The 22,013-nt window shown below is 38.2% G+C and carries 19 protein-coding genes; 17 read left to right on the forward strand and 2 right to left on the reverse strand.

What is annotated here, in order from left to right:
• The first annotated feature begins 329 nt into the window (after positions 1-329).
• The 4 genes from IV57_RS10175 (at position 330) to IV57_RS10190 (ending at position 11,268) form a co-directional block, all read left to right on the forward strand.
• Positions 330-2,825: an ATP-dependent Clp protease ATP-binding subunit gene (locus tag IV57_RS10175; protein WP_057881416.1), complete on the forward strand. Its 2,496-nt coding sequence runs from the start codon at positions 330-332 to the stop codon at positions 2,823-2,825.
• A gap of 250 nt (positions 2,826-3,075) precedes the next feature.
• Complete coding sequence (gene rpoB, locus IV57_RS10180; RefSeq protein WP_057881417.1) at positions 3,076-6,684, forward strand: DNA-directed RNA polymerase subunit beta; 3,609 nt, start codon at positions 3,076-3,078, stop codon at positions 6,682-6,684.
• A gap of 24 nt (positions 6,685-6,708) precedes the next feature.
• A complete protein-coding gene (gene rpoC, locus IV57_RS10185) occupies positions 6,709-10,374 on the forward strand; it encodes a DNA-directed RNA polymerase subunit beta' (protein ID WP_057881418.1) in 3,666 nt (1,221 codons plus the stop codon).
• Positions 10,375-10,449: 75 nt separating this feature from the next.
• Positions 10,450-11,268 carry an alpha/beta hydrolase gene (locus IV57_RS10190; protein WP_057881419.1) on the forward strand — a complete coding sequence of 273 codons (819 nt, stop codon included), beginning with the start codon at positions 10,450-10,452 and terminating at the stop codon, positions 11,266-11,268.
• Here IV57_RS10190 and IV57_RS13515 read toward each other — a convergent pair.
• Positions 11,258-11,920 carry a prepilin peptidase gene (locus tag IV57_RS13515; RefSeq protein WP_057881420.1) on the reverse strand — a complete coding sequence of 221 codons (663 nt, stop codon included), beginning with the start codon at positions 11,918-11,920 and terminating at the stop codon, positions 11,258-11,260. The two genes, IV57_RS10190 and IV57_RS13515, sit on opposite strands and share 11 nt — an antisense overlap.
• 230 nt (positions 11,921-12,150) lie before the next feature.
• Between IV57_RS13515 and rpsL the strand changes: the two genes are divergently transcribed.
• From rpsL to fusA, 3 genes are read left to right on the forward strand one after another with little or no spacing between them, the layout of a single operon-like run.
• A complete protein-coding gene (gene rpsL, locus IV57_RS10200; RefSeq protein ID WP_057881421.1) occupies positions 12,151-12,564 on the forward strand; it encodes a 30S ribosomal protein S12 in 414 nt (137 codons plus the stop codon).
• A 46-nt stretch (positions 12,565-12,610) separates the two neighbouring features.
• Positions 12,611-13,078 carry a 30S ribosomal protein S7 gene (gene rpsG / locus IV57_RS10205; protein WP_057881422.1) on the forward strand — a complete coding sequence of 156 codons (468 nt, stop codon included), beginning with the start codon at positions 12,611-12,613 and terminating at the stop codon, positions 13,076-13,078.
• A 47-nt stretch (positions 13,079-13,125) separates the two neighbouring features.
• Complete coding sequence (gene fusA / locus IV57_RS10210) at positions 13,126-15,219, forward strand: elongation factor G (protein ID WP_057881423.1); 2,094 nt, start codon at positions 13,126-13,128, stop codon at positions 15,217-15,219.
• Positions 15,220-15,767: 548 nt separating this feature from the next.
• Here fusA and IV57_RS10215 read toward each other — a convergent pair.
• On the reverse strand, positions 15,768-16,964 hold the full coding sequence (locus tag IV57_RS10215; RefSeq protein WP_057881424.1) for a CPBP family intramembrane glutamic endopeptidase: 1,197 nt from the start codon (positions 16,962-16,964) through the stop codon (positions 15,768-15,770).
• A gap of 286 nt (positions 16,965-17,250) precedes the next feature.
• Here IV57_RS10215 and rpsJ point away from each other — a divergent pair, with 286 nt between their 5' ends.
• From rpsJ to rpmC, 10 genes are read left to right on the forward strand one after another with little or no spacing between them, the layout of a single operon-like run.
• Entirely contained in the window at positions 17,251-17,559 is a 309-nt protein-coding gene (gene rpsJ, locus IV57_RS10220; protein ID WP_057881425.1) for a 30S ribosomal protein S10, read from the forward strand.
• A gap of 31 nt (positions 17,560-17,590) precedes the next feature.
• Positions 17,591-18,226, forward strand: a complete 636-nt coding sequence (gene rplC, locus IV57_RS10225) for a 50S ribosomal protein L3 (protein ID WP_057881426.1) — start codon at positions 17,591-17,593, stop codon at positions 18,224-18,226.
• A 17-nt stretch (positions 18,227-18,243) separates the two neighbouring features.
• The gene (rplD, locus tag IV57_RS10230) at positions 18,244-18,867 is read left to right on the forward strand and encodes a 50S ribosomal protein L4 (RefSeq protein WP_057881427.1); all 624 of its coding nucleotides are present in this window, start codon (positions 18,244-18,246) and stop codon (positions 18,865-18,867) included.
• Positions 18,867-19,154: a 50S ribosomal protein L23 gene (rplW, locus tag IV57_RS10235; RefSeq protein ID WP_057881428.1), complete on the forward strand. Its 288-nt coding sequence runs from the start codon at positions 18,867-18,869 to the stop codon at positions 19,152-19,154. The genes rplD and rplW overlap by 1 nt, the downstream gene beginning before the upstream one ends.
• Positions 19,155-19,170: 16 nt before the next feature.
• On the forward strand, positions 19,171-20,004 hold the full coding sequence (gene rplB, locus IV57_RS10240; RefSeq protein WP_057881429.1) for a 50S ribosomal protein L2: 834 nt from the start codon (positions 19,171-19,173) through the stop codon (positions 20,002-20,004).
• A 35-nt stretch (positions 20,005-20,039) separates the two neighbouring features.
• The gene (rpsS, locus tag IV57_RS10245) at positions 20,040-20,324 is read left to right on the forward strand and encodes a 30S ribosomal protein S19 (protein ID WP_057881430.1); all 285 of its coding nucleotides are present in this window, start codon (positions 20,040-20,042) and stop codon (positions 20,322-20,324) included.
• 17 nt (positions 20,325-20,341) lie between these two features.
• Positions 20,342-20,695, forward strand: a complete 354-nt coding sequence (rplV, locus tag IV57_RS10250; protein WP_057881431.1) for a 50S ribosomal protein L22 — start codon at positions 20,342-20,344, stop codon at positions 20,693-20,695.
• A gap of 17 nt (positions 20,696-20,712) precedes the next feature.
• Entirely contained in the window at positions 20,713-21,387 is a 675-nt protein-coding gene (gene rpsC / locus IV57_RS10255; RefSeq protein ID WP_057881432.1) for a 30S ribosomal protein S3, read from the forward strand.
• Between the two features lie 3 nt (positions 21,388-21,390).
• Positions 21,391-21,822, forward strand: coding sequence for a 50S ribosomal protein L16 (gene rplP, locus IV57_RS10260; protein WP_057881433.1), 432 nt, complete (start codon positions 21,391-21,393; stop codon positions 21,820-21,822).
• Positions 21,812-22,006, forward strand: a complete 195-nt coding sequence (rpmC, locus tag IV57_RS10265; protein WP_057881434.1) for a 50S ribosomal protein L29 — start codon at positions 21,812-21,814, stop codon at positions 22,004-22,006. Before rplP ends, rpmC begins: the two co-directional genes overlap by 11 nt.
• The last annotated feature ends 7 nt before the right edge of the window (positions 22,007-22,013 follow it).

Below are 22,013 nucleotides of genomic sequence, written 5' to 3' on the forward strand. Positions count from 1 at the left end.
AGAACATCACCTTGCCATGGTGGGGGTCGCGAGTTCGAATCTCGTCTTCCGCTTCAGAGAAGCGAATAAGTTAAAAAGGGTAGTTAATTCTAATAAGAATTGATTGCCTTTTTTCGTTCTCTCAAAAGGATTCTTAATTAAATAATTGTTCCAGATTGGAAATCTGATTTAAGTATATTAATTCAATGAATGTGTTAGGATTCTAGTGAAAGCAGTTATAATTGATTTATTAATTATCTGATTATGCTTCATAAGGTAAATTAATTGCTTTTTTAAAAAACACAATTATACTTTCTAAACAGACACTTAAAAAGTAGAGGTAACGTTAAATGGACAAAGTATTTACCGAAAGCGCCAAAAATGCACTTGTGTTAGCTCAAGAACAAGCTAAGACATTTCATCATAATGCTGTTGGAACTGAGCACATTTTACTTGGCCTAACAATGGAAAATGATGGTATCGCCGGTATTACTTTGAGAGATCTAGCTGTTAGTGATCAGGATGTTGAAGAGGAGATTGAACATCTGACAGGTTATGGAGATGTCTCATCTAATACCGCTAAGGGAATTTATTTGCCTTATTCTCCTAAGGGGCAATTGATTTTAAGTGATGCGGAGGAAACTTCTAACCTATATAAGGCTAACCGTATCGGTACAGAACATATTTTGTTAGCAATTCTTGACGACGCTGATAATTTAGCAAATCGTATTTTAGTTAATTTGGGATTAAGCTTAGCCAAAACTAAGTCATTACTATTAAATAAAATGGGAATGTCAAATAAAGCTGGTCGTCGTGGTATGGCTGCTAATTTGGCATCCAAACAAAAGAAACAACAAGCTCAGGCTGGTGGCACTCCAACTTTGGATTCATTAGCTCGTGACTTAACTAAGATGGCTCAAGACAACCAAATCGATCCTGTTATTGGTCGTAAGGAAGAAGTTGAGAGAACCATCCAGATTCTTAGTCGTAGAACTAAGAACAATCCAGTTTTAGTTGGTGAACCTGGTGTTGGTAAAACTGCCATTGCTGAAGGTTTAGCAATTGCCATCGTTAAAAAAGAAGTTCCAATTGATATGCAAAGTAAACGGATCATGATGCTTGATATGGGTTCATTAGTGGCTGGTACTAAGTATCGTGGTGAGTTTGAAGATCGTTTGAAGAAAATCATCGAAGAAATTTATCAAGATAAGCACGTAATTCTATTTATTGATGAATTGCATACTTTGATTGGTGCCGGTGGTGCTGAAGGGGCAATTGATGCTTCCAATATTTTGAAACCTGCTTTGGCACGTGGTGAATTACAATTGATCGGTGCAACGACCTCAAATGAATATCAAAAATATATTGAAAAAGATACTGCATTGGAACGTCGTTTTGCTAAGGTTCACGTTGAAGAACCAACAGCAGAAGATTCAGTTAAAATTCTTGAGGGACTACGTCCTAGATATGAACAGCATCATGGTTTAACTATTTCTGATGAAGCTGTTAGGGCAGCGGTTCGCTTATCAACTCGTTATTTGACCAACCGTTTCTTACCTGATAAGGCGATTGATTTGATGGATGAGGCTTCAGCTAAAGTTCGAATTCACAACGTGTCAAAGAACAACAAACTCGAAGATCTAACTAATCAATCAATGAAGCTATTGAATGATAAGAACAATGCCATTCTTGATCAGGATTTTGAAAAGGCTGCTAAAATCCGTGAAGAAGAACAGGATGTACAGGCTGAACTTGCGAAACTAAAGAATAGAAAATCAGCTAATAATAAAAAACCAGTTGTTACAGCCGATGATATTGCCGAGATTATTGCTCAATGGACGGGTGTTCCGGTTAAACAGATCACTCGTAAGGAAAGCGAACGTCTACTTAATCTTGAAAAAGAATTACATAAGCGTGTGATTGGTCAAGATGACGCTATTAATGCTGTTTCTCGTGCTATTCGTCGTGCCAGAAGTGGTATGAAAGATCCTGCTCGTCCAATTGGCTCATTTATGTTCTTGGGACCTACTGGTGTTGGTAAGACTGAACTTGCTAAATCAATTGCTGAAGTTATGTTCGGTTCAGAAGACAATTTGATTCGAGTAGATATGTCTGAATATATGGAACAATACAGTACTTCGAAATTGATTGGTTCAGCACCTGGTTACGTTGGTTTCGATGAGGGTGGACAATTAACAGAAAAGGTTAGAAATGAACCATACTCAGTTGTTCTACTAGATGAAGTTGAAAAAGCCCATCCAGATGTTTTCAATATTTTACTACAGGTCCTTGATGATGGTATCTTAACGGATGCTAAGGGACGTAAGGTTGATTTTAGAAACACAATTATCATTATGACTTCAAACTTGGGTGCAAGATCACTTGAGGAAGATAAGTCGGTTGGTTTTGGTGCCAAGGATGTTCATAACGACTACAAAGAAATGCAAGAACGAATCAATGCTGAATTGAAGAAGTTCTTCCGTCCTGAATTCTTAAATCGTCTTGATGAAACAATTGTCTTCAAATCATTAAATAAAGAACAACTCAAAGAAATTGCTAAAATCATGAGCAACAATTTGAGAAAACGTTTGGCCGAAAGAGAAATCAAGCTAGTTATTTCTCCAAGTGCTTATAGTGACTTGGTTAAGGATGGGTACAATCCTGAATATGGGGCTCGTCCAATGAGAAGAACTATTCAGCGCGAGATTGAAGATCCAGCCAGTGAACAACTCTTAATGGGTAAAGTTAAAGCCGGTGATTCGATCAAGGTTGGATCAAAGAAGGGCAAGTTGAATGTTACAGTCGATAGTCCTGAAGATAAGAAGACACTAACTACTCAAAAATAGGCTACTTGACTATTGACATCAATAGTGCTTAGTAGTATTATCTATTTTGAGATTCAAAGTTCAAATTGCAGATCACGATCTATTGTCCGTGGTTATGCCAAATAAAAACGCAAAAATAGATTTTTTAGATTCTATTTTTGGTTTTTTTTTGCCTAAAAACAGGTTAAAAGAGCGTTTTCAGGCAAAATGTAATCAAACTGTAATATTGTTTGATCTGCATTTGGACAAATTATATGTTGAGGTGAAAAATTTGACTTATCATAACGTTAATTATGGTGCACACCGTGTTCGTCGTAGTTATGCAAAGATCAAGGAAGTACTTCCACTGCCAAATTTGATTGACATCCAAACTAATTCTTATAAATGGTTCCTAGATGAGGGACTAAAGGATATGTTTGACGATATTATGCCAATCGATGACTTTGCTGGAAACCTTTCTTTGGAATATGTCGATTACAAGTTACTAGAACCAAAATATACTGTTGAAGAAGCTCGTGCACATGATGCTAACTTCTCAGCACCATTACATGTAACTCTTAAGTTGACTAATCATGAAACTGGTGAAATTAAAACCCAAGATGTTTTCTTCGGTGATTTCCCTATCATGACTGATGAAGGAACTTTCATCATCAACGGTGCTGAACGTGTTATTGTTTCACAATTGGTACGTTCACCTGGTATTTATTACAATCAAGACACAGATAAAAATGGCCGTGTAAACTTCGGTACAACTGTCATCCCTAACCGTGGTGCATGGTTGGAATATGAAACAGATGCTAAGGGTCTAGGTTACGTAAGAATCGATAGAACTAGAAAACTTCCTATTTCAGAATTGATCAGAACACTTGGTTTTGGTGAAGATTCAGAAATTCTTGATATTTTCGGTGAAAACGATACTTTGAACCTTACTCTTGAAAAAGATGTTCACAAAGATACAAGTGATTCACGTGTTGAAGAAGCCTTGAAAGATGTTTATGAAAGACTTCGTCCTGGTGAACCAAAGACTGCAGATAGTTCTCGTTCATTACTATATGCTAGATTCTTTGACCCACGTCGTTATGATCTTGCTCCTGTTGGTCGTTACAAGATCAATAAGAAGTTAAACATCAAGACAAGACTTTTGAACAAAACTTTAGCTGAAACACTTGCTGATCCAGATACTGGTGAAGTTGTTTTGGCAAAAGATACTCTTATTGACCGTGAAGCAATGAACAAGTTGAGTCCATATCTTGAAAGAGATGACTTCAAAACTGTTACATTACAACCTTCAGAAGAGGGTGTCCTAACAGACCCTATCACTGTTCAAATTATTAAGGTTTATTCAGAAGCTGATAATGAAAAGGTTGTTAACTTAATTGGTAATGGTCATATTCCAGCTGAAAACCGTACAATTACTCCTGCTGATATTTTAGCTGGTATCAACTACTTCTTGAACTTAAAAGAAGGCATTGGTAACACAGATGATATTGATCACTTGGGTAACCGTCGTATTCGTTCAGTCGGTGAATTACTTCAAAACCAATTCCGTATTGGTTTATCACGTATGGAACGTGTTGTTCGTGAAAGAATGTCAATTCAAGACTCAGCTACTGTTACACCACAACAATTGATTAATATCAGACCAGTTGTTGCTTCAATCAAGGAATTCTTTGGTTCATCACAACTTTCACAATTCATGGATCAGACAAACCCACTTGGAGAACTAGAACACAAGCGTCGTTTATCTGCTCTTGGACCTGGTGGTTTGACTCGTGATCGTGCCGGATATGAAGTTCGTGATGTTCACTATACTCACTACGGTCGTATGTGTCCTATCGAAACTCCAGAAGGTCCTAATATCGGACTTATCAATAACTTGGCTTCATACGCCATTATCAATAGATATGGTTTCATCGAAACACCTTATCGTCGTGTTTCATGGGATACACATAAAGTTACTGACAAGATCGATTATTTAACTGCTGATGAGGAAGATAACTACGTTGTTGCTCAGGCTAATACTCCACTAACTGATGATGGTAGTTTTTCTGATGATACTGTCCTAGCTCGTCATAAGGATGATAATATCGAAACAACTCCTGAAAAAGTCGATTACATGGATGTTTCACCTCGACAAGTAGTTTCTGTTGCTACTGCATGTATTCCTTTCTTGGAAAACGATGATTCTAACCGTGCCTTGATGGGTGCCAACATGCAACGTCAAGCTGTTCCTTTGATCAATCCACATGCACCACTTGTTGGTACAAGTATGGAATACATTGCTGCTCATGATTCTGGTGCTGCATTGTTAGCTAGCCATGCGGGTACTGTCGAATATGTTGATGCTAAAAAAGTTACTATTAAACGTGACGAAGATGGTACAACTGATGAATACAAAGTAACTAAATTCCGTCGTTCAAATAATGGTAAGAGTTACAACCAAAAACCTATCGTTCGTAAGGGCGAAAAGGTTGCTAAGGGTGACATTATCTGTGACGGTCCTGCCATGGAAAATGGTGAATTGGCTTTAGGTCAAAACCCATTGATCGCCTTTATGACATGGAATATGTATAACTATGAAGATGCTATTGTTCTTTCAGAAAAATTAGTGCGTGAAGATGCTTATACTTCAATTCATATTGAAGAATACGAATCAGAAGCACGTGATACAAAACTTGGACCTGAAGAAATCACACGTGAAATTCCTAATGTTGGTGAAGATTCATTAAAGGATCTTGACGAATTCGGAATTATCCGTATCGGTGCTGAAGTTCGTGATGGTGACATCTTAGTTGGTAAAGTTACACCTAAGGGTGTTACTGAATTATCAGCTGAAGAAAGATTGCTACATGCTATCTTCGGTGAAAAAGCCCGTGAAGTCCGTGATACTTCACTTCGTGTACCACATGGTGGTGGCGGAATTATCCAAGACGTTAAGGTATTTACTCGTGAAGCCGGCGACGAACTTGATCCTGGTGTTAACATGTTAGTTCGTGTTTACATCGCTCAAAAACGTAAGATCCAAGTTGGTGACAAGATGTCTGGACGTCATGGTAACAAGGGTACTGTTTCAATCGTTGTACCTCAAGAAGACATGCCATATATGCCAGATGGTACTCCAGTCGATATTCTACTTAACCCAATGGGTGTTCCATCACGTATGAATATTGGACAAGTGCTTGATCTTCATTTAGGTATGGCTGCTAGAAAACTTGGCATCCATGTTGCAACACCTGTTTTCGATGGTGTTAGTGATGATGAACTTTGGGATATTGTTAAAGAAGCTGATATGGATACTGATGGTAAGTCAATTCTTTATGATGGACGTACAGGTGAACCATTCAAGAACCGTGTTTCAGTTGGTGTTATGTACTACTTGAAACTAGCTCACATGGTTGATGATAAGTTACATGCCCGTTCAATCGGACCTTACTCACTAGTTACTCAACAACCACTTGGTGGTAAAGCACAATTTGGTGGACAGAGATTTGGTGAAATGGAAGTTTGGGCCCTTGAAGCTTATGGTGCCGCATATACACTCCAAGAAATCTTGACATACAAGTCAGATGATATTGTTGGTCGTGTTAAGACTTATGAGGCTATTGTTAAGGGTGAAAGTATTCCTAAGCCAGGTGTTCCTGAATCATTCCGTGTTCTTGTCAAAGAATTACAAGCTCTAGGACTTGATATGAAAGTTCTAGATTCACATAAAAAAGAAATTGAACTTAGAGATATGGATGATGACGAGGATGTACAAAACGTCGATGCTTTATCTAAGTTTGCTAAACAACAAGAACAAAAACGTGCTGAAGAAGAAGCTAAGAAGTTGGAAGCATCAAAAGATTCAGCCGAATCAACTAGTACAAAATCAGAAAACTAGTTAAAACTTTAGGGAGGTTACCTTTTGATAGACGTTAATAAATTCGAAAGTATGCAAATTGGTTTAGCATCTCCGGATAAGATTCGTAGTTGGTCTTATGGAGAAGTTAAAAAACCAGAAACTATCAACTACCGTACTTTGAAACCAGAAAAAGATGGTCTATTCGATGAAAGAATTTTCGGACCAACTAAAGACTGGGAATGTGCCTGTGGTAAATACAAACGTATCCGTTATAAGGGTATTGTCTGTGACCGCTGTGGTGTTGAAGTTACTCGTTCAAAAGTTCGTCGTGAACGTATGGCCCATATCGAACTAGCTGCCCCTGTATCACACATCTGGTACTTTAAGGGTATCCCATCACGTATGGGACTTGTTCTTGATATGAGTCCAAGAAACTTGGAAGAAATTATCTACTTTGCATCATATGTAGTTATTGATCCCGGTGATACAGATCTAGAAAAGAAACAACTTTTAACTGAAACAGAATACCGTAGCAAGCGTGAAGAATTTGGTAACAAGTTCGTTGCTAAGATGGGTGCCGAAGGTATCCGTGATTTACTTAGCCAAGTTGATATGGATACTGAAGTTAAAGAATTACGTGAAGCTTTAAAGAGTGCCCAAGGTCAAAAACGTACACGTGCGATTAGACGTTTGGATATTCTTAGTGCTTTCCAAAAGTCAGGTAACAAACCTGATTGGATGGTAATGGAAGCTATTCCCGTTATCCCACCTGATTTACGTCCAATGGTTCAACTTGAAGGTGGCCGTTTCGCTACTTCTGATTTGAATGATTTGTACCGTCGAGTTATTAACCGTAATAACCGTTTGAAGAGATTATTGGATCTACATGCTCCTAACATCATCGTTCAAAACGAAAAGAGAATGCTCCAAGAAGCTGTTGATGCCTTGATCGATAATGGTCGTCGTGGCCGTCCTGTTACAGGACCTGGTAACCGTCCATTGAAGTCACTTTCTCACATGCTTAAAGGTAAGCAAGGACGTTTCCGTCAAAACTTACTTGGTAAACGTGTTGATTATTCAGGACGTTCAGTTATCGATGTTGGACCTACATTGAAGTTCTATCAATGTGGACTTCCTCGTGAAATGGCTTTGGAATTGTTCAAACCATTCGTAATGCATGAACTTGTTAAACGTGAAATTGCTTCTAACGTTAAAAACGCTAGAAGAAAGATCGATCGTCAAGATGATGACATTTGGGATGTACTAGAAGACGTTATTAAAGAACGTCCAGTATTACTCAACCGTGCCCCTACACTTCACAGACTTGGTATTCAAGCCTTTGAACCTGTATTGGTTGATGGTAAGTCAATTCGTTTGCATCCACTTGCTTGTGAAGCTTATAATGCCGATTTTGATGGAGATCAGATGGCTATCCATGTGCCTCTATCAGACGAAGCTCAAGCTGAAGCACGTATGTTAATGCTTGCTGCTCACCATATTCTTGCTCCTAAAGATGGTAAACCTATCGTTACTCCTTCACAGGATGTTGTTTTAGGTAACTATTATCTAACAATTGAAACAAGACATATGACTGGTGAAGGTAAGATCTTCATGGATTCGAATGAAGTTCAAACAGCACTTCTTAATGGTGATGTTCATTACCATACAAGAATTGGTATTGCAGTTGAATCTATGCCTAACAAGCCATTCAAGGATGACCAAAGAAATAAGATTATGATTACTTCTGTTGGTAAGGTTATCTTTAACGAAATTCTCCCAGAAGATTTCCCATACTTGAATGAACCAACTGATGATAATTTGACAAACGGTGTTCCTGATAAATACTTCCTTGGTAAAGGTGAAGATATTCATCAACTTCTTGACGAAATGGAACTTATTGATCCATTAAAGAGTGGTTATCTATCAGATATCATTGCTCAAATCTTCAAGATCTACCGTGTTCAAAGAACATCATCATTACTTGATGATATGAAGACGTTAGGTTACACAATCTGTACACTTTCTGGTTTAACAGTTGGTGTTACTGATGTTCCTAACTTAACTCAAAAACCTGAAATTATTGAAAAAGCTCATAAACAAGTTTCTTCAATTTCTAAGCAATTCCGTCGTGGACTTATCACTGATGATGAACGACATGATCGTGTTATTACGGTTTGGAACGATACAAAGGATGAAATTCAACAATTGTTGATTGATTCATTTGATCCTACTAACCCTATTTCAATGATGTCTGATTCCGGTGCCCGTGGTAATATCTCAAACTTTACTCAACTTGCTGGTATGCGTGGACTTATGGCTGCCCCTAATGGTGGTATGATGGAAATCCCTGTTATTTCTAACTTCCGTGAAGGACTTTCTGTTTTGGAAATGTTCATGTCAACCCATGGTGCTCGTAAAGGTATGACCGATACAGCCTTGAAGACAGCTAACTCAGGTTACTTAACTCGTCGTCTAGTTGATGTTGCTCAAGATGTTATCGTCCGTGAAGAAGATTGTGGTACTGACCGTGGACTTGTTGTAAGTTCAATTATGGAAGGTACAGACATGATCGAACCATTGTATGACAGACTTGTTGGTCGTTATACACAAAAGGCAGTTAAAGATCCTGAGACTGGCGATGTTATTGCACCTCGTGGTGTAATGATGGATGAAGCACTTTCTCAAAAGATTGTTGATGCTGGTGTTACACACGTTACAATTCGTTCAGCATTCACATGTGATACAAAACATGGTGTATGTAAGAAATGTTACGGTCGTAACCTTGCTACTGGTGAAGAAGTTGAAATTGGTGAGGCAGTTGGTACTGTTGCTGCTCAATCAATCGGTGAACCAGGTACACAATTGACAATGAGAAACTTCCATACCGGTGGTGTTGCTGGTGGTGATGATATTACTCAAGGACTTCCTCGTGTTCAAGAAATTGTTGAAGCCAGAAATCCTAAGGGTCTTGCTATCATTTCTGAGGTTGAAGGTACTATTACTGCAATCGATGAAAACCCAGCAGAACACACTAAGGAAATTACTGTTGAAGGTGATATTGATACTAGAACTTATAGTGTTCCTTATACATCAAGTGTTGCGGTTGCCGAAGGTGACCATGTTAAACGTGGTGGTAAGTTAACACAAGGTTCAATTGATCCTAAGGAATTGATCAAAGTTACTAACGTCCTACATACAGAAAACTACTTGCTTGCTGAAGTTCAAAAAGTTTACCGTATGCAAGGTGTTGATATCTCTGATAAGCATTTCGAGGTTATGGTTAGACAAATGCTCAGAAAGATCCGTATTCTTGATCCTGGTGATACAGATGTATTACCTGGTCAATTGATGGATATTTCACAATTTACTGATCATAACCGTGAGACATTGTTCAATGGTGGAATCCCTGCTACTGGACGTCCTGTCCTTCTTGGTATTACTAAGGCTTCTCTTGAAACTAACAGTTTCTTGTCAGCCGCTTCCTTCCAAGAAACAACGAGAGTTCTTACTGATGCATCTATCAGAGGTAAGAATGATCCACTTCTTGGTCTTAAGGAAAATGTTATCATTGGTAAACTTATCCCTGCTGGTACTGGTATGGCTAAGTACAACCATATGGAACCTAAGAAAGTCGGTCCTATGGCAGACAATTCTCTGAATGGTGCTTACACAATTTCTGATATTGAAGCTCAAATGAAAGCTGAAGAAGCAGAAAAACAAGAAAAATAATTAATGATTAAGACGACCTTAGGGTCGTCTTTTTTGTATAATAATGTTAATTAAAATATATTGGGAGGTTAAATTTTGCAAAAACAAGAATTAGTATATCAAGAAACTAAATTTACCTTAGATACTTATTTTTTAGATCCTATCGCTGATTATGAAACTCAAATTGAACGTCCGTTAGTGATTATTTGTCCTGGAGGTGCCTTCAAATTTCAATCAGACCGTGAAGCTCAGCCAATTGCTTTGAAATTCAATGCTGAAGGTATGCATGCGGTGGTATTACACTACCAGTTGATTGACGGCCAGCATTCGGTATATCCATTAGCATTGCAAGAATTAGCAACAACTTTGAATTGGTTAAAGACCCAACAAGCTAAGCATATTAATTTGAAGAAGGTCATCCTGATCGGTTTTTCGGCTGGGAGTCATGTAGTGGCAGATTTTAATTCAATTATGCTGGATCCAGAGCAACGTGAAAAAATTTATCCGGCCGAATTGGAAGTTGAACCAGCTGCCAATATTTTAGGATATCCAGTAATCGATATGACCTTGGGCTGGCCTCGTGAAGAAGAGTGGGCAATGAAGATCAGTCCAGACCTTTATTATTGGCAGGCACAAGAACATTTGACTAAGAATGGTAAACCAACGTTTATTTGGCAGACTGTGACTGATGCGACGGTACCGGTAATGAATGCTATAATTTATGCCCAAAAGATGGATATGCTAGGGATTCCGTATGAAATGCATTTATTCGGATCAGGCAGTCATGGATTATCTTTAGCGACTTATGTAACGCAAAACCCAGGCCAAGAGGACAACTTAAACATTTACGATGCAGAGTGGTGGAAACTATGTGTTAATTGGTTAAAATTACAAGAAGTATTACCTAAGTTTTAATTGAAAAGATCAGATAGATAATTCCAGTAGCAGTCGTCAAATAAGGAATGAATCTAAATGATCTTTTTTTGTTGGTTAAATAAACACCTATGCAGAGTAGGCAGGCTAAGATTACAATGTTTAAAAATAGCTGGTAACCAAAAATTAAACTAATGATCGTCAGGACCTCGATATCCCCAAGACCGAATAAATATCGTTTACTTAATAAAAATAGAATTAGATAAGTCAATAAGGCTAAAGTTAGATGCAATCTAGGATAGATCAGAATTAAAGTAGGCAGACTAAGCAGATAAAAGATCGGATAGATATACCCATAGTAATAATCCATGAATCCAAGCAAAATCAACATGATAAAAAAGGGCCAATAGAACCAGTCATCTAGGTGAGCAATCCAACTGAAGAAAAGTCCGCCCAGTAGTTCTTGAAGTGGATTAAAAAAATCGATTTGCTTTTTGCAGCTAAAGCACTTACCATGAACTACGAAATAACCTATTATAGGTATAATTTCAAACCATTCTAAAATCCTACGACAGTGGTCACAGTGAGAACGTCTAGTTACGCTGAGATGTGGATAATCATGCGCAATTACTTTCAGGAAGGAGATAATGCAAGCTCCTAGTATGAAGAAGATAATGGATAAAAAGAATTTCATTTCAATCACCTCAAGTAAAATTACGGGGCATTGTGGATAACTTTTTGAAAATGTTGCATTGACATGGCTTTTTTTAGATGGTATTTTAATAGACGTGCTTTTATTGGCAGCAATATTAGTTTGTTTATTAAATATAAAGCTCGAAACGTACGCCACTCACGTGGTTTATTATTTTACAAAATTATGAACCACCTGGATGTGTGTACTTAAATTTTTAGGAGGAACTTTGAATGCCTACAATTAATCAATTAGTTCGCAAAGGCCGTAAATCTACAGCCTCAAAGTCTGATGCACCTGCATTGAACTTTGGTTACAACAGTATGAAGAAAGTTGCCACAAAGAATCCAGCCCCACAAAAACGTGGAGTTGCAACTCGTGTCGGAACAATGACACCTAAGAAACCTAACTCTGCCTTACGTAAGTATGCCCGTGTTAGATTATCAAACCTTATCGAAATCACAGCTTACATTCCTGGTATCGGTCATAACCTACAAGAACATAGTGTTGTCCTAGTCCGTGGTGGACGTGTTAAGGATTTACCTGGTGTTCGTTATCATGTTGTTCGAGGCGCTTTAGATACTGCCGGTGTTGATGGCCGTATGCAAAGCCGTTCAAAATATGGTGCTAAGAAGCCTAAGAAATAACATCAATCAATTATAAAGAAATAATGTAATAACGGAGGAATTTTATATGCGTAAAGGTAGAGCTCCAAAACGCGATGTTTTGCCAGATCCAATGTACAACTCAAAGCTAGTAACTCGTTTGATTAACCATTTAATGTATGATGGTAAAAGAGGTACAGCTTCAACAATTCTATATCGTTCATTCGATATTATTAAGGATAAGACAGGCAACGAACCATTGGACGTGTTTGAAGAAGCAATGAACAATGTTATGCCTGTACTTGAAGTTAAGGCCCGCCGTATCGGTGGTTCTAACTACCAAATTCCTATTGAAGTACGTCCAGATCGTCGTACAACATTAGGCCTACGTTGGATCACAAGTTATGCTCGTCTACGTGGCGAACACACAATGGATCAACGTTTAGCTAACGAAATTATGGATGCAGCCAATAACACTGGTGCAGCTGTTAAGAAACGTGAAGATACACATAAGATGGCCGATGCTAACCGTGCATTCGCTCACTATCGCTGGTAGGATCCTAGTTTTTAGACTAGTTAAATTGAGAGGAGAAACAATATTTCATGGCTAATAAACGTGAATTTCCACTAGAAAAAACCCGTAATATTGGTATCATGGCCCATATTGATGCTGGTAAAACTACAACTACTGAACGTATCTTGTACTATACTGGTAAAATCCATAAAATCGGTGAAACACATGATGGTGCTTCACAAATGGATTGGATGGCTCAAGAACAAGAACGTGGTATTACCATTACATCAGCTGCTACAACTGCTGAATGGAAAGGTAACCGTATCAATATTATTGATACTCCAGGACACGTTGATTTCACAATCGAAGTTGAACGTTCACTACGTGTTCTAGATGGTGCCATTACAGTTCTTGATGCTCAATCAGGTGTTGAACCACAAACTGAAAATGTTTGGCGTCAGGCTTCAACTTATGGTGTTCCTCGTATTGTCTTCGTTAACAAGATGGATAAAATCGGTGCTAACTTTGACTACTCTGTAGAAACACTTCATGAAAGATTGAACGCTAATGCTCATGCTATCCAAATGCCAATCGGTGCAGAGGATCATTTTGAGGGTGTTATTGATTTGATCGAAATGAAAGCTGATCTTTATGATGAAGATGAGTTAGGTACAAAGTGGGATACAGTTGATGTTCCTGATGACTACCTTGAAGCAGCTAAGAAGAAACGTGCTGAATTAGTTGAATCAGTTGCTGATGTTGATGATGATATCATGGAGAAATACCTTGATGGAGAAGAAATCACAAACGATGAACTTCGTGCAGCAATCCGTAAAGCAACAATCAATTTGAAATACTTCCCAGTTCTTGCAGGTTCTGCTTTCAAGAACAAGGGTGTTCAAATGTTGATGGATGCTACTGTTGATTATCTTCCTTCACCACTTGATGTACGTCCTTATAAGGCTACTGATCCTAAAGATGATTCAGAAGTTGAACTTATGGCTGACGACGCAAAACCATTTGCTGGTCTAGCATTTAAGATTGCTACTGATCCATTCGTTGGACGTCTAACATACATTCGTGTATATAGAGGTTCATTGGAATCAGGTTCTTATGTTTTGAACTCAACTAAAGACAAGCGTGAACGTGTTGGTCGTTTGCTACAAATGCATTCTAACCACCGTAAGGAAATCCCAGAAGTATTCTCTGGTGATATCGCTGCTGTTATCGGTTTGAAGAACACTACAACAGGTGATTCTTTGACAGATACTTCAGATCCTCTTGTTCTTGAATCATTGGACATTCCAGCTCCAGTTATTCAAGTATCTATCGAACCTGATTCAAAGGAAGATAGAGATAAGATGGATATTGCTATCCAAAAACTTTCTGAAGAAGATCCTACTTTCCAAGCTGAAACAAACCCTGAAACTGGTGAAACTCTTATTGCCGGAATGGGTGAACTTCACTTGGATATCATGGTTGACCGTATGAAACGTGAATTTAACGTTTCATGTAAGGTTGGTGAACCTCAAGTTGCTTACCGTGAAACATTTACTCAACAAGCAAGTGCCCAAGGTAAGTTCGTTCGTCAATCTGGTGGTAAAGGTCAATATGGTGACGTTTGGGTTGAATTTACACCTAACGAAGAAGGTAAAGGCTTTGAATTCGAAGATGCTATCGTCGGTGGTGTTGTTCCTCGTGAATACATCCCTTCAGTAGAACAAGGATTGAAAGAATCAATGGAAAACGGTGTTCTTGCTGGTTACCCATTGATCGATGTTAAGGCTAAATTATATGATGGTTCATATCATGATGTCGATTCATCTGAAGCTGCCTTTAAGATTGCCGCTTCAATGTCACTACGTAACGCATCTAAAGATGCTGGTGCCGTAATTCTTGAACCTATTATGAAGGTTGAAATTGTTACACCAGAATCATACTTAGGTGATGTTATGGGACAAGTTACTGCTCGTCGTGGACGTGTTGAAGGAATGGAAGCTCGTGGTAATGCACAACTTATCAATTCTTTTGTTCCACTTGCAGAAATGTTTGGTTACGCTACAACACTTCGTTCAGCAACACAAGGTCGTGGTACATTTACAATGGTAATGGATCACTACGAAAAGGTTCCTAAGTCAATTCAAGCAGAAATCATTAAGAAAAATGGTGGAAACGCTGAATAAGCGATTTAATCAAAAAACACAATAACTTAATTGTTATTGTGTTTTTTTTGTTCTTATTTAAGCTCGATTAGATTGTAAATTAACGGAGCTATTATTATGATGCCGCTCTCCACAAGGAAGAAATAAATGGCTGGAACATAGCGGGCACAACTTGGAACCTATCATCAATGCACAAGGCATTAACAATAGTTTTCAAGCTTGGCCTTTTACTAATCCGGCAAAGTACGCCGAATAAGTAAAATGTCGCTATTGAGCCATTTTTTCTTCCTTGCTCCGAGCTAGTTTATTGGTTTCTATATTATGCACTAGAAAATTGTTATTTATGTTACTGAATCTAAACAAATTCTTACTATTAAGTTTTATTTTTCTAAGAATCAATAAAAGCCCGCATTGACTGAGAAGGGATCAGTTAATATGGACTTTTAATTTAAAAATATTTTTATTGTAAATAGAAATAAAGAAAAACAAATAATAAATGTGTTAATTTTTATGGAAGACGGGAAGTTAAGTTAACTTACGCTCTAACCGAGCCTTAGGAAGATTTAAGTTTAGAAGTTAAATGACTTGTTTCTTCTATTATAAACTGCAACTAGTAAAAGAATTGCTGCTGCAACAAACAATAACGTTTCTAAGATGGTCAAAATGTTATCAACTAAGGTTACCTTACCAGACATTAATTGACCGGAGACACTGAATACTAAGGTATCAAGTAGGATATGGAAGATAACTGGTAAATAGAAGAGATCAGTATAAAGATAGATACCGCACATTAGTAATCCCATACCGAAAGCAAAGATTGCTTGGTTGATGGTATTTGCTAAACTTTGACCAGCACTGACGTTACCTAAGTGGATCAATCCAAAGCAGAGACTACTGATAGCTGGAGCATAGAAGATTTGATATTTATAATTCTTAAAGGCCACCAATAGGATAGTTAGGAAGGCATAGCGGAACAATAATTCTTCAGCAATCCCAGCTTCAAAACCACTAAGCACATATTGTGGCTTGAAGGATACGTTAGAAAAATTGAAAGTAAAAAATGAGGTTAGTAGATTGTTACCACCACTGAAGGCATTCCACATGATAAACCAGATACTTACTATTAATAGAAGAATCAACACTTTAAGATTAGCATCGGGTGATAAGCGCATCTTGGGGAATTTATAATCCCAATGTCTCATGATTACTAAGATTAAAACTAGAAAAGCAATCGCACCTAAGAAACCAGAATTTTCCATTAAACCAATAAAAGGATTGAAATAGAGGATCGTACCATAGGTAACTAAACTTAAAGCACCCATCGCAATGAATTCAAAAGTGAAGAGTGAGATAAGTAGTTGAAGCACTTTGTTCTGGACTGATCCAAAGAAGACAATCATATAAGGAATATACATGACGACCATTGAAACTAATAGCAGTCCAACTGAACTGGGTAAATTCCAGTTGTACAGTCGCATGGTCACATTGATTAAATAATAGTAGGATTCGGCAATGATGAATACTTGGAAAAATAACTGAAAGATAAAATTGATTCGATCAATAATTTTTTCAGGATGTGGTTTTAAGTATAATGCGAGGACATTTAGAATGATTGGCCCAAATAGGTAGAGGTTCTTAGTCGTGGCACTGTAGATAAAAATGATAAGCGCATTAAAGATTACTTGGGCTTTGAATAAATAAAAATAAGATTTGTCTTTATTATTTGTCGGAAACCTGTTATTATAACTAAATTCGAGATTGTTCAATAAAAATACACCTCCGTTGTTTCCCTTGAGTATAATAGAAAAACGATTTTTAAGAAAGCGTCTTTCATTTAAAAAAATCCTTGATTTATCCTTGAAAAAGTGGAGTTCATCGTGTAGTATTATAAGAGTGCTTATTTCATATAGAAGTATGTACCAAATGGTATTGAAAAATATCAACGGTTTAGAAGTGAGAGGTTGCGACACACCCGGCCGCTTTGCCACGGCAGGGCTGGCGGATACTTTCACGGAGCCGGTCATCTTGAAGAGACAAAAAGGAGGTAACCCCATGGCAAGTCAAAAAATTCGCATTCGTTTGAAGGCTTATGAACATCGTATTCTAGATCAATCAGCTGACAAAATTGTGGAAACTGCAAAAAGAACTGGTGCAACAATTTCAGGCCCAATTCCTTTGCCAACAGAACGTTCACTATATACAGTGTTGAGTTCACCACATAAGCATAAGGATTCTAGAGAACAATTCGAAATGCGTACACATAAAAGACTTATCGATGTTGTTAACCCAACAAAGAAGACAGTGGATTCACTTATGAAGTTGGATCTACCATCTGGTGTTGACATTGAAATCAAATTATAATAATCAAAAATAAATTATTGGAGGTGCAAACATGGCCAGAAAAGGTATTCTTGGTAAAAAAGTCGGAATGACTCAAATTTTCACTGACAACGGAGAACTTGTTCCAGTTACAGTTGTTGAAGCAACACCAAATGTTGTTATGCAACTTAAATCTGTTGAAAATGATGGTTATGAGGCCGTTCAACTAGGTTTTGAAGATAGACGTGAAGTTCTATCAAACAAACCAGCCAAAGGTCATGCAGAAAAGGCAAATACAACTCCTAAACATTACATTCGCGAATTTCGCGATGTTGAAATGGGAGACTACGAATTAGGTGCAGATGTTACAGTTGACGCATTTAATTCTGGTGATATTGTCGACGTTACAGGAACAACAAAGGGACACGGAATGCAAGGTAACATCAAGCGTTTTGGTCAAGCTAGAGGTCCAGAAACTCACGGTTCTAGATATCACCGTGTTGCTGGTTCAATGGGTGCGATCATTAACCGTGTATTCAAGGGTAAGATGCTTCCAGGTCACATGGGTACTAACCGTGTTACTACTCAAAACCTAGAAATCGTACGTGTTGATACTGAACGTAATGCAATTATGATCAAGGGTAATGTACCCGGTGCAAATAAATCATTAGTTAAAATCCAAACAGCTGTTAAAGCTAATCAAAAATAGGAAGGAGGAACTGAGTTATGACAAAAATCACAGCTTACAAAGATAACGGTGCTGAAAATGGTACTGTTGAAGTAAAAGACGCAATCTTTGGTATCGAACCAAACAACAACGTTATTACTGATGCAGTATTGATGCAACGTGCATCAATGAGACAAGGTACTCATGATGTTAAGAACCGTTCTGAAGTACGTGGTGGTGGTAGAAAACCATGGCGTCAAAAAGGTACTGGACGTGCTCGTCAAGGTTCAATTAGATCACCTCAATGGGTAGGTGGTGGTGTCGTATTCGGCCCAACACCAAGATCTTATGCTTATCACCTTCCTAAGAAGGTTAGCCGTTTGGCATTGAAGTCAGTCCTTTCACAAAAGGCTACTGACGGTAACGTTATCGTTATTGACTCAATTTCATACGACAAACCAAGCACAAAAGCTTTTGCACAATTATTAAATACATTAGGTGCCGACAACAAAGCCCTTGTAATTGTTGAAGATGGTAACGACAACGTTGCTCTTTCAGCAAGAAACATCGCCGGCGTTAAAGTCATTGCACCAGAAGGTGTTAATGTTCTTGACGTTATTAGCGCTAAGAAACTAGTTGTTACACAAGCAGCACTTTCTAAAATTGAGGAGGTGCTTGGATAATGCACGCAAGAGACGTAATTATTCGCCCTGTTGTTACTGAAAGCTCAATGGATGCTATGAGCGACAAGAAATATACTTTCGATGTTGCCCTAGATGCTAACAAAGTTCTTGTTAGACAAGCTGTTGAAGAAATTTTCGGTGTTAAAGTTAAACAAGTAAATATCATGAACGTTTCAGGTAAGAAGAAGCGCCAAGGTCGTTATGTTGGTTTTACAGCAAAACGTCGTAAGGCTATCATTACTCTTACAGCTGATTCTGATGAAATTAAGATTTTTGACGAAGAATAAATAAGGAGGTCAAACAATGGCGATTATCAAGTATAAACCAACCACAAACGGTCGTCGTAATATGACAGGTTCTGACTTTTCAGAGATTACTTCAACTACTCCTGAAAAGACACTTTTAGAATCACAAAGCCATACTGCTGGTCGTAACTCATACGGTCATATTACAGTGCGTCATCGTGGTGGTGGACATAAACAAAAATACCGTGTTATTGATTTCAAACGTATCAAAGACGGTGTTAAAGCTACAGTTAAGACCATTGAATATGATCCTAATCGTACAGCTAATATTGCACTAATTCAGTATTCAGATGGTGTTAAATCATACATCTTAGCTCCAAAAGGTCTACAAGTAGGCCAATTGATCGAATCAGGTAAAGAAGCTGATATCAAACCAGGTAATGCACTTGCACTTGCAGATATTCCTGTTGGTACAACTATTCATAATGTTGAATTAAAACCTGGTAAGGGTGGCCAACTTGGTCGTTCTGCTGGTACATCAATTCAATTGCTTGGTAGAGATGGTAAGTATTCATTACTACGTTTGCCTTCTGGTGAAGTACGTATGATTCTTTCAACTTGCCGCGCAAGTATCGGTTCAATCGGTAACGAACAACATGAACTAATTAAGATTGGTAAAGCTGGTCGTAAACGCTGGTTAGGTATTAGACCTACAGTTCGTGGATCAGTTATGAACCCTAACGATCACCCACACGGTGGTGGTGAAGGTAAAGCTCCTATCGGTCATCCATCTCCAATGTCACCATGGGGTAAGAAGACCTTGGGTAAGAAGACTCGTTCATCACATGCCAAATCTGAAAGACTTATCATTCGTCATAGAAAAGGTAAGTAGACTATTCATTAGAATAATTATAAGGAGGACATAAGATGAGTCGTAGTTTAAAAAAGGGACCATTCGCTGATGCACACCTTCTAAAGAAGATCGATGCACAAGCTGATTCTGAAAAGAAAACAGTTATTAAGACATGGTCAAGACGTTCAACAATTTTTCCTAGTTTCGTAGGATATACAATCGCAGTTCATGATGGTCGTAAGCATGTTCCAGTTTATATCCAAGAAGATATGGTTGGACACAAGTTAGGCGAATTTGTACCTACACGTACATTCCATGGTCATGGTACTGATGACAAAAAGACAGCACCAGCAAAATAGGAAGGGAGACTTAAATGATGGCAGAACAAGAAATTACATCAGCAACAGCAGTTGTTAAAAATGTTCGTATTGCACCTCGTAAGGCTCGCCTTGTTATTGATTTGATCAGAGGCAAAAATGCTGCTGAAGCAATTGCAATGTTGCAATTTACACCCAGAGCAGGCTCTCCGATTATTATCAAGGCGCTTAAGTCAGCGATTGCTAATGCAGAACACAACTTTGATTTAGATGCACAAAACCTATACGTCAGTGAAGCTTTCGTTGACGAAGGACCAACTCTAAAACGTTTCCGTCCTAGAGCCAAGGGTTCAGCATCACCAATTAACAAGAGAACAAGTCACATTACTGTTGTAGTAAGTGAAAAAGAATAGTATAGGAGGTAAATTTAGTGGGTCAAAAGATTAATCCAGTCGGATTCCGTGTCGGTGTTATCCGTGACTGGGATGCCAAATGGTATGCAAACAATAAAGACTTTTCAACATTTTTACATGAAGACCTTAAGATTCGTAAGTATATTGAAGAAAAACTTTCAAATGCTTCCGTATCAAGAATCGAAATCGAACGTACTGCTAAGAACGTTACCGTTTCTATTCATACTGCTAAACCAGGTATGGTTATCGGTAAGGGTGGTTCTGAAGTTGAAAAACTACGTAATGAACTAAACAGCTTAACAAACAGAAGTATTCACATCAACATCATCGAAATCAAGAAACCTGATCTAGATGCAAGACTTGTTGGTGAAAGTATCGCTCGTCAACTTGAAGCTCGTATTGCTTTCAGACGTGCACAACGTCAAGCAATCCAACGTTCAAGACGTGCCGGTGCTAAAGGTATCAAGGTTCAAGTTTCTGGTCGTTTAAACGGTGCTGATATGGCTCGTCGTGAATGGACTACAGAAGGAACTGTTCCATTGCACACATTACGTGCTGATATCGATTATGCTTGGGTTGAAGCAAAGACTACTTATGGTAACTTGGGTGTTAAAACTTGGATTTACCGTGGAGAAGTTCTTCCTGCTAAACCACAACATACAGAAACAAAAAATGAAGGGAAAGGAGAATAATCTATGCTAGTACCAAAACGTGTAAAACATCGTCGTGAATTCCGTGGTAAGATGCGCGGAGAAGCTAAAGGTGGCAAAACTGTTGCTTTTGGTGAATATGGTTTGAAAGCTCTTGATTCAAGTTGGATCACTAACAGACAAATTGAAGCATCTCGTGTTGCTATGACTCGTTACATGAAGCGTGGTGGTAAGGTTTGGATTAAAATCTTCCCTCATAAATCATACACTGCTAAAGGTGTAGGTGTTCGTATGGGTAATGGTAAAGGTGCTCCAGCTGGATGGGTAGCCCCAGTTAAACGCGAAAAGATTTTGTTTGAAGTCGGTGGCGTTTCTGAAGAGGTTGCTCGTGAAGCATTGAGACTTGCATCACACAAACTACCTGTAAGAACTAAGTTTGTAAAACGTGAGGAAGTAGGTGGCGCTGATGAAGGCTAGTGAAATCAAAGAGCTAACTGCTGCTCAATTACAAGATAAAGTAAAAGCATATAAAGAAGAATTGTTCAACTTGCGTTTCCAACAAGCTACTGGCCAATTGGAAAACACAGCCCGTTTAAAGGCTGTTAGAAAGAACATTGCAAGATTAAGAACAGCTCAAAACCAAAAAGATAACGAAAAATAATAAACAG

The organism is Companilactobacillus kimchiensis (assembly GCF_001438805.1).
Classification (GTDB): Bacteria; Bacillota; Bacilli; order Lactobacillales; family Lactobacillaceae; genus Companilactobacillus; species Companilactobacillus kimchiensis.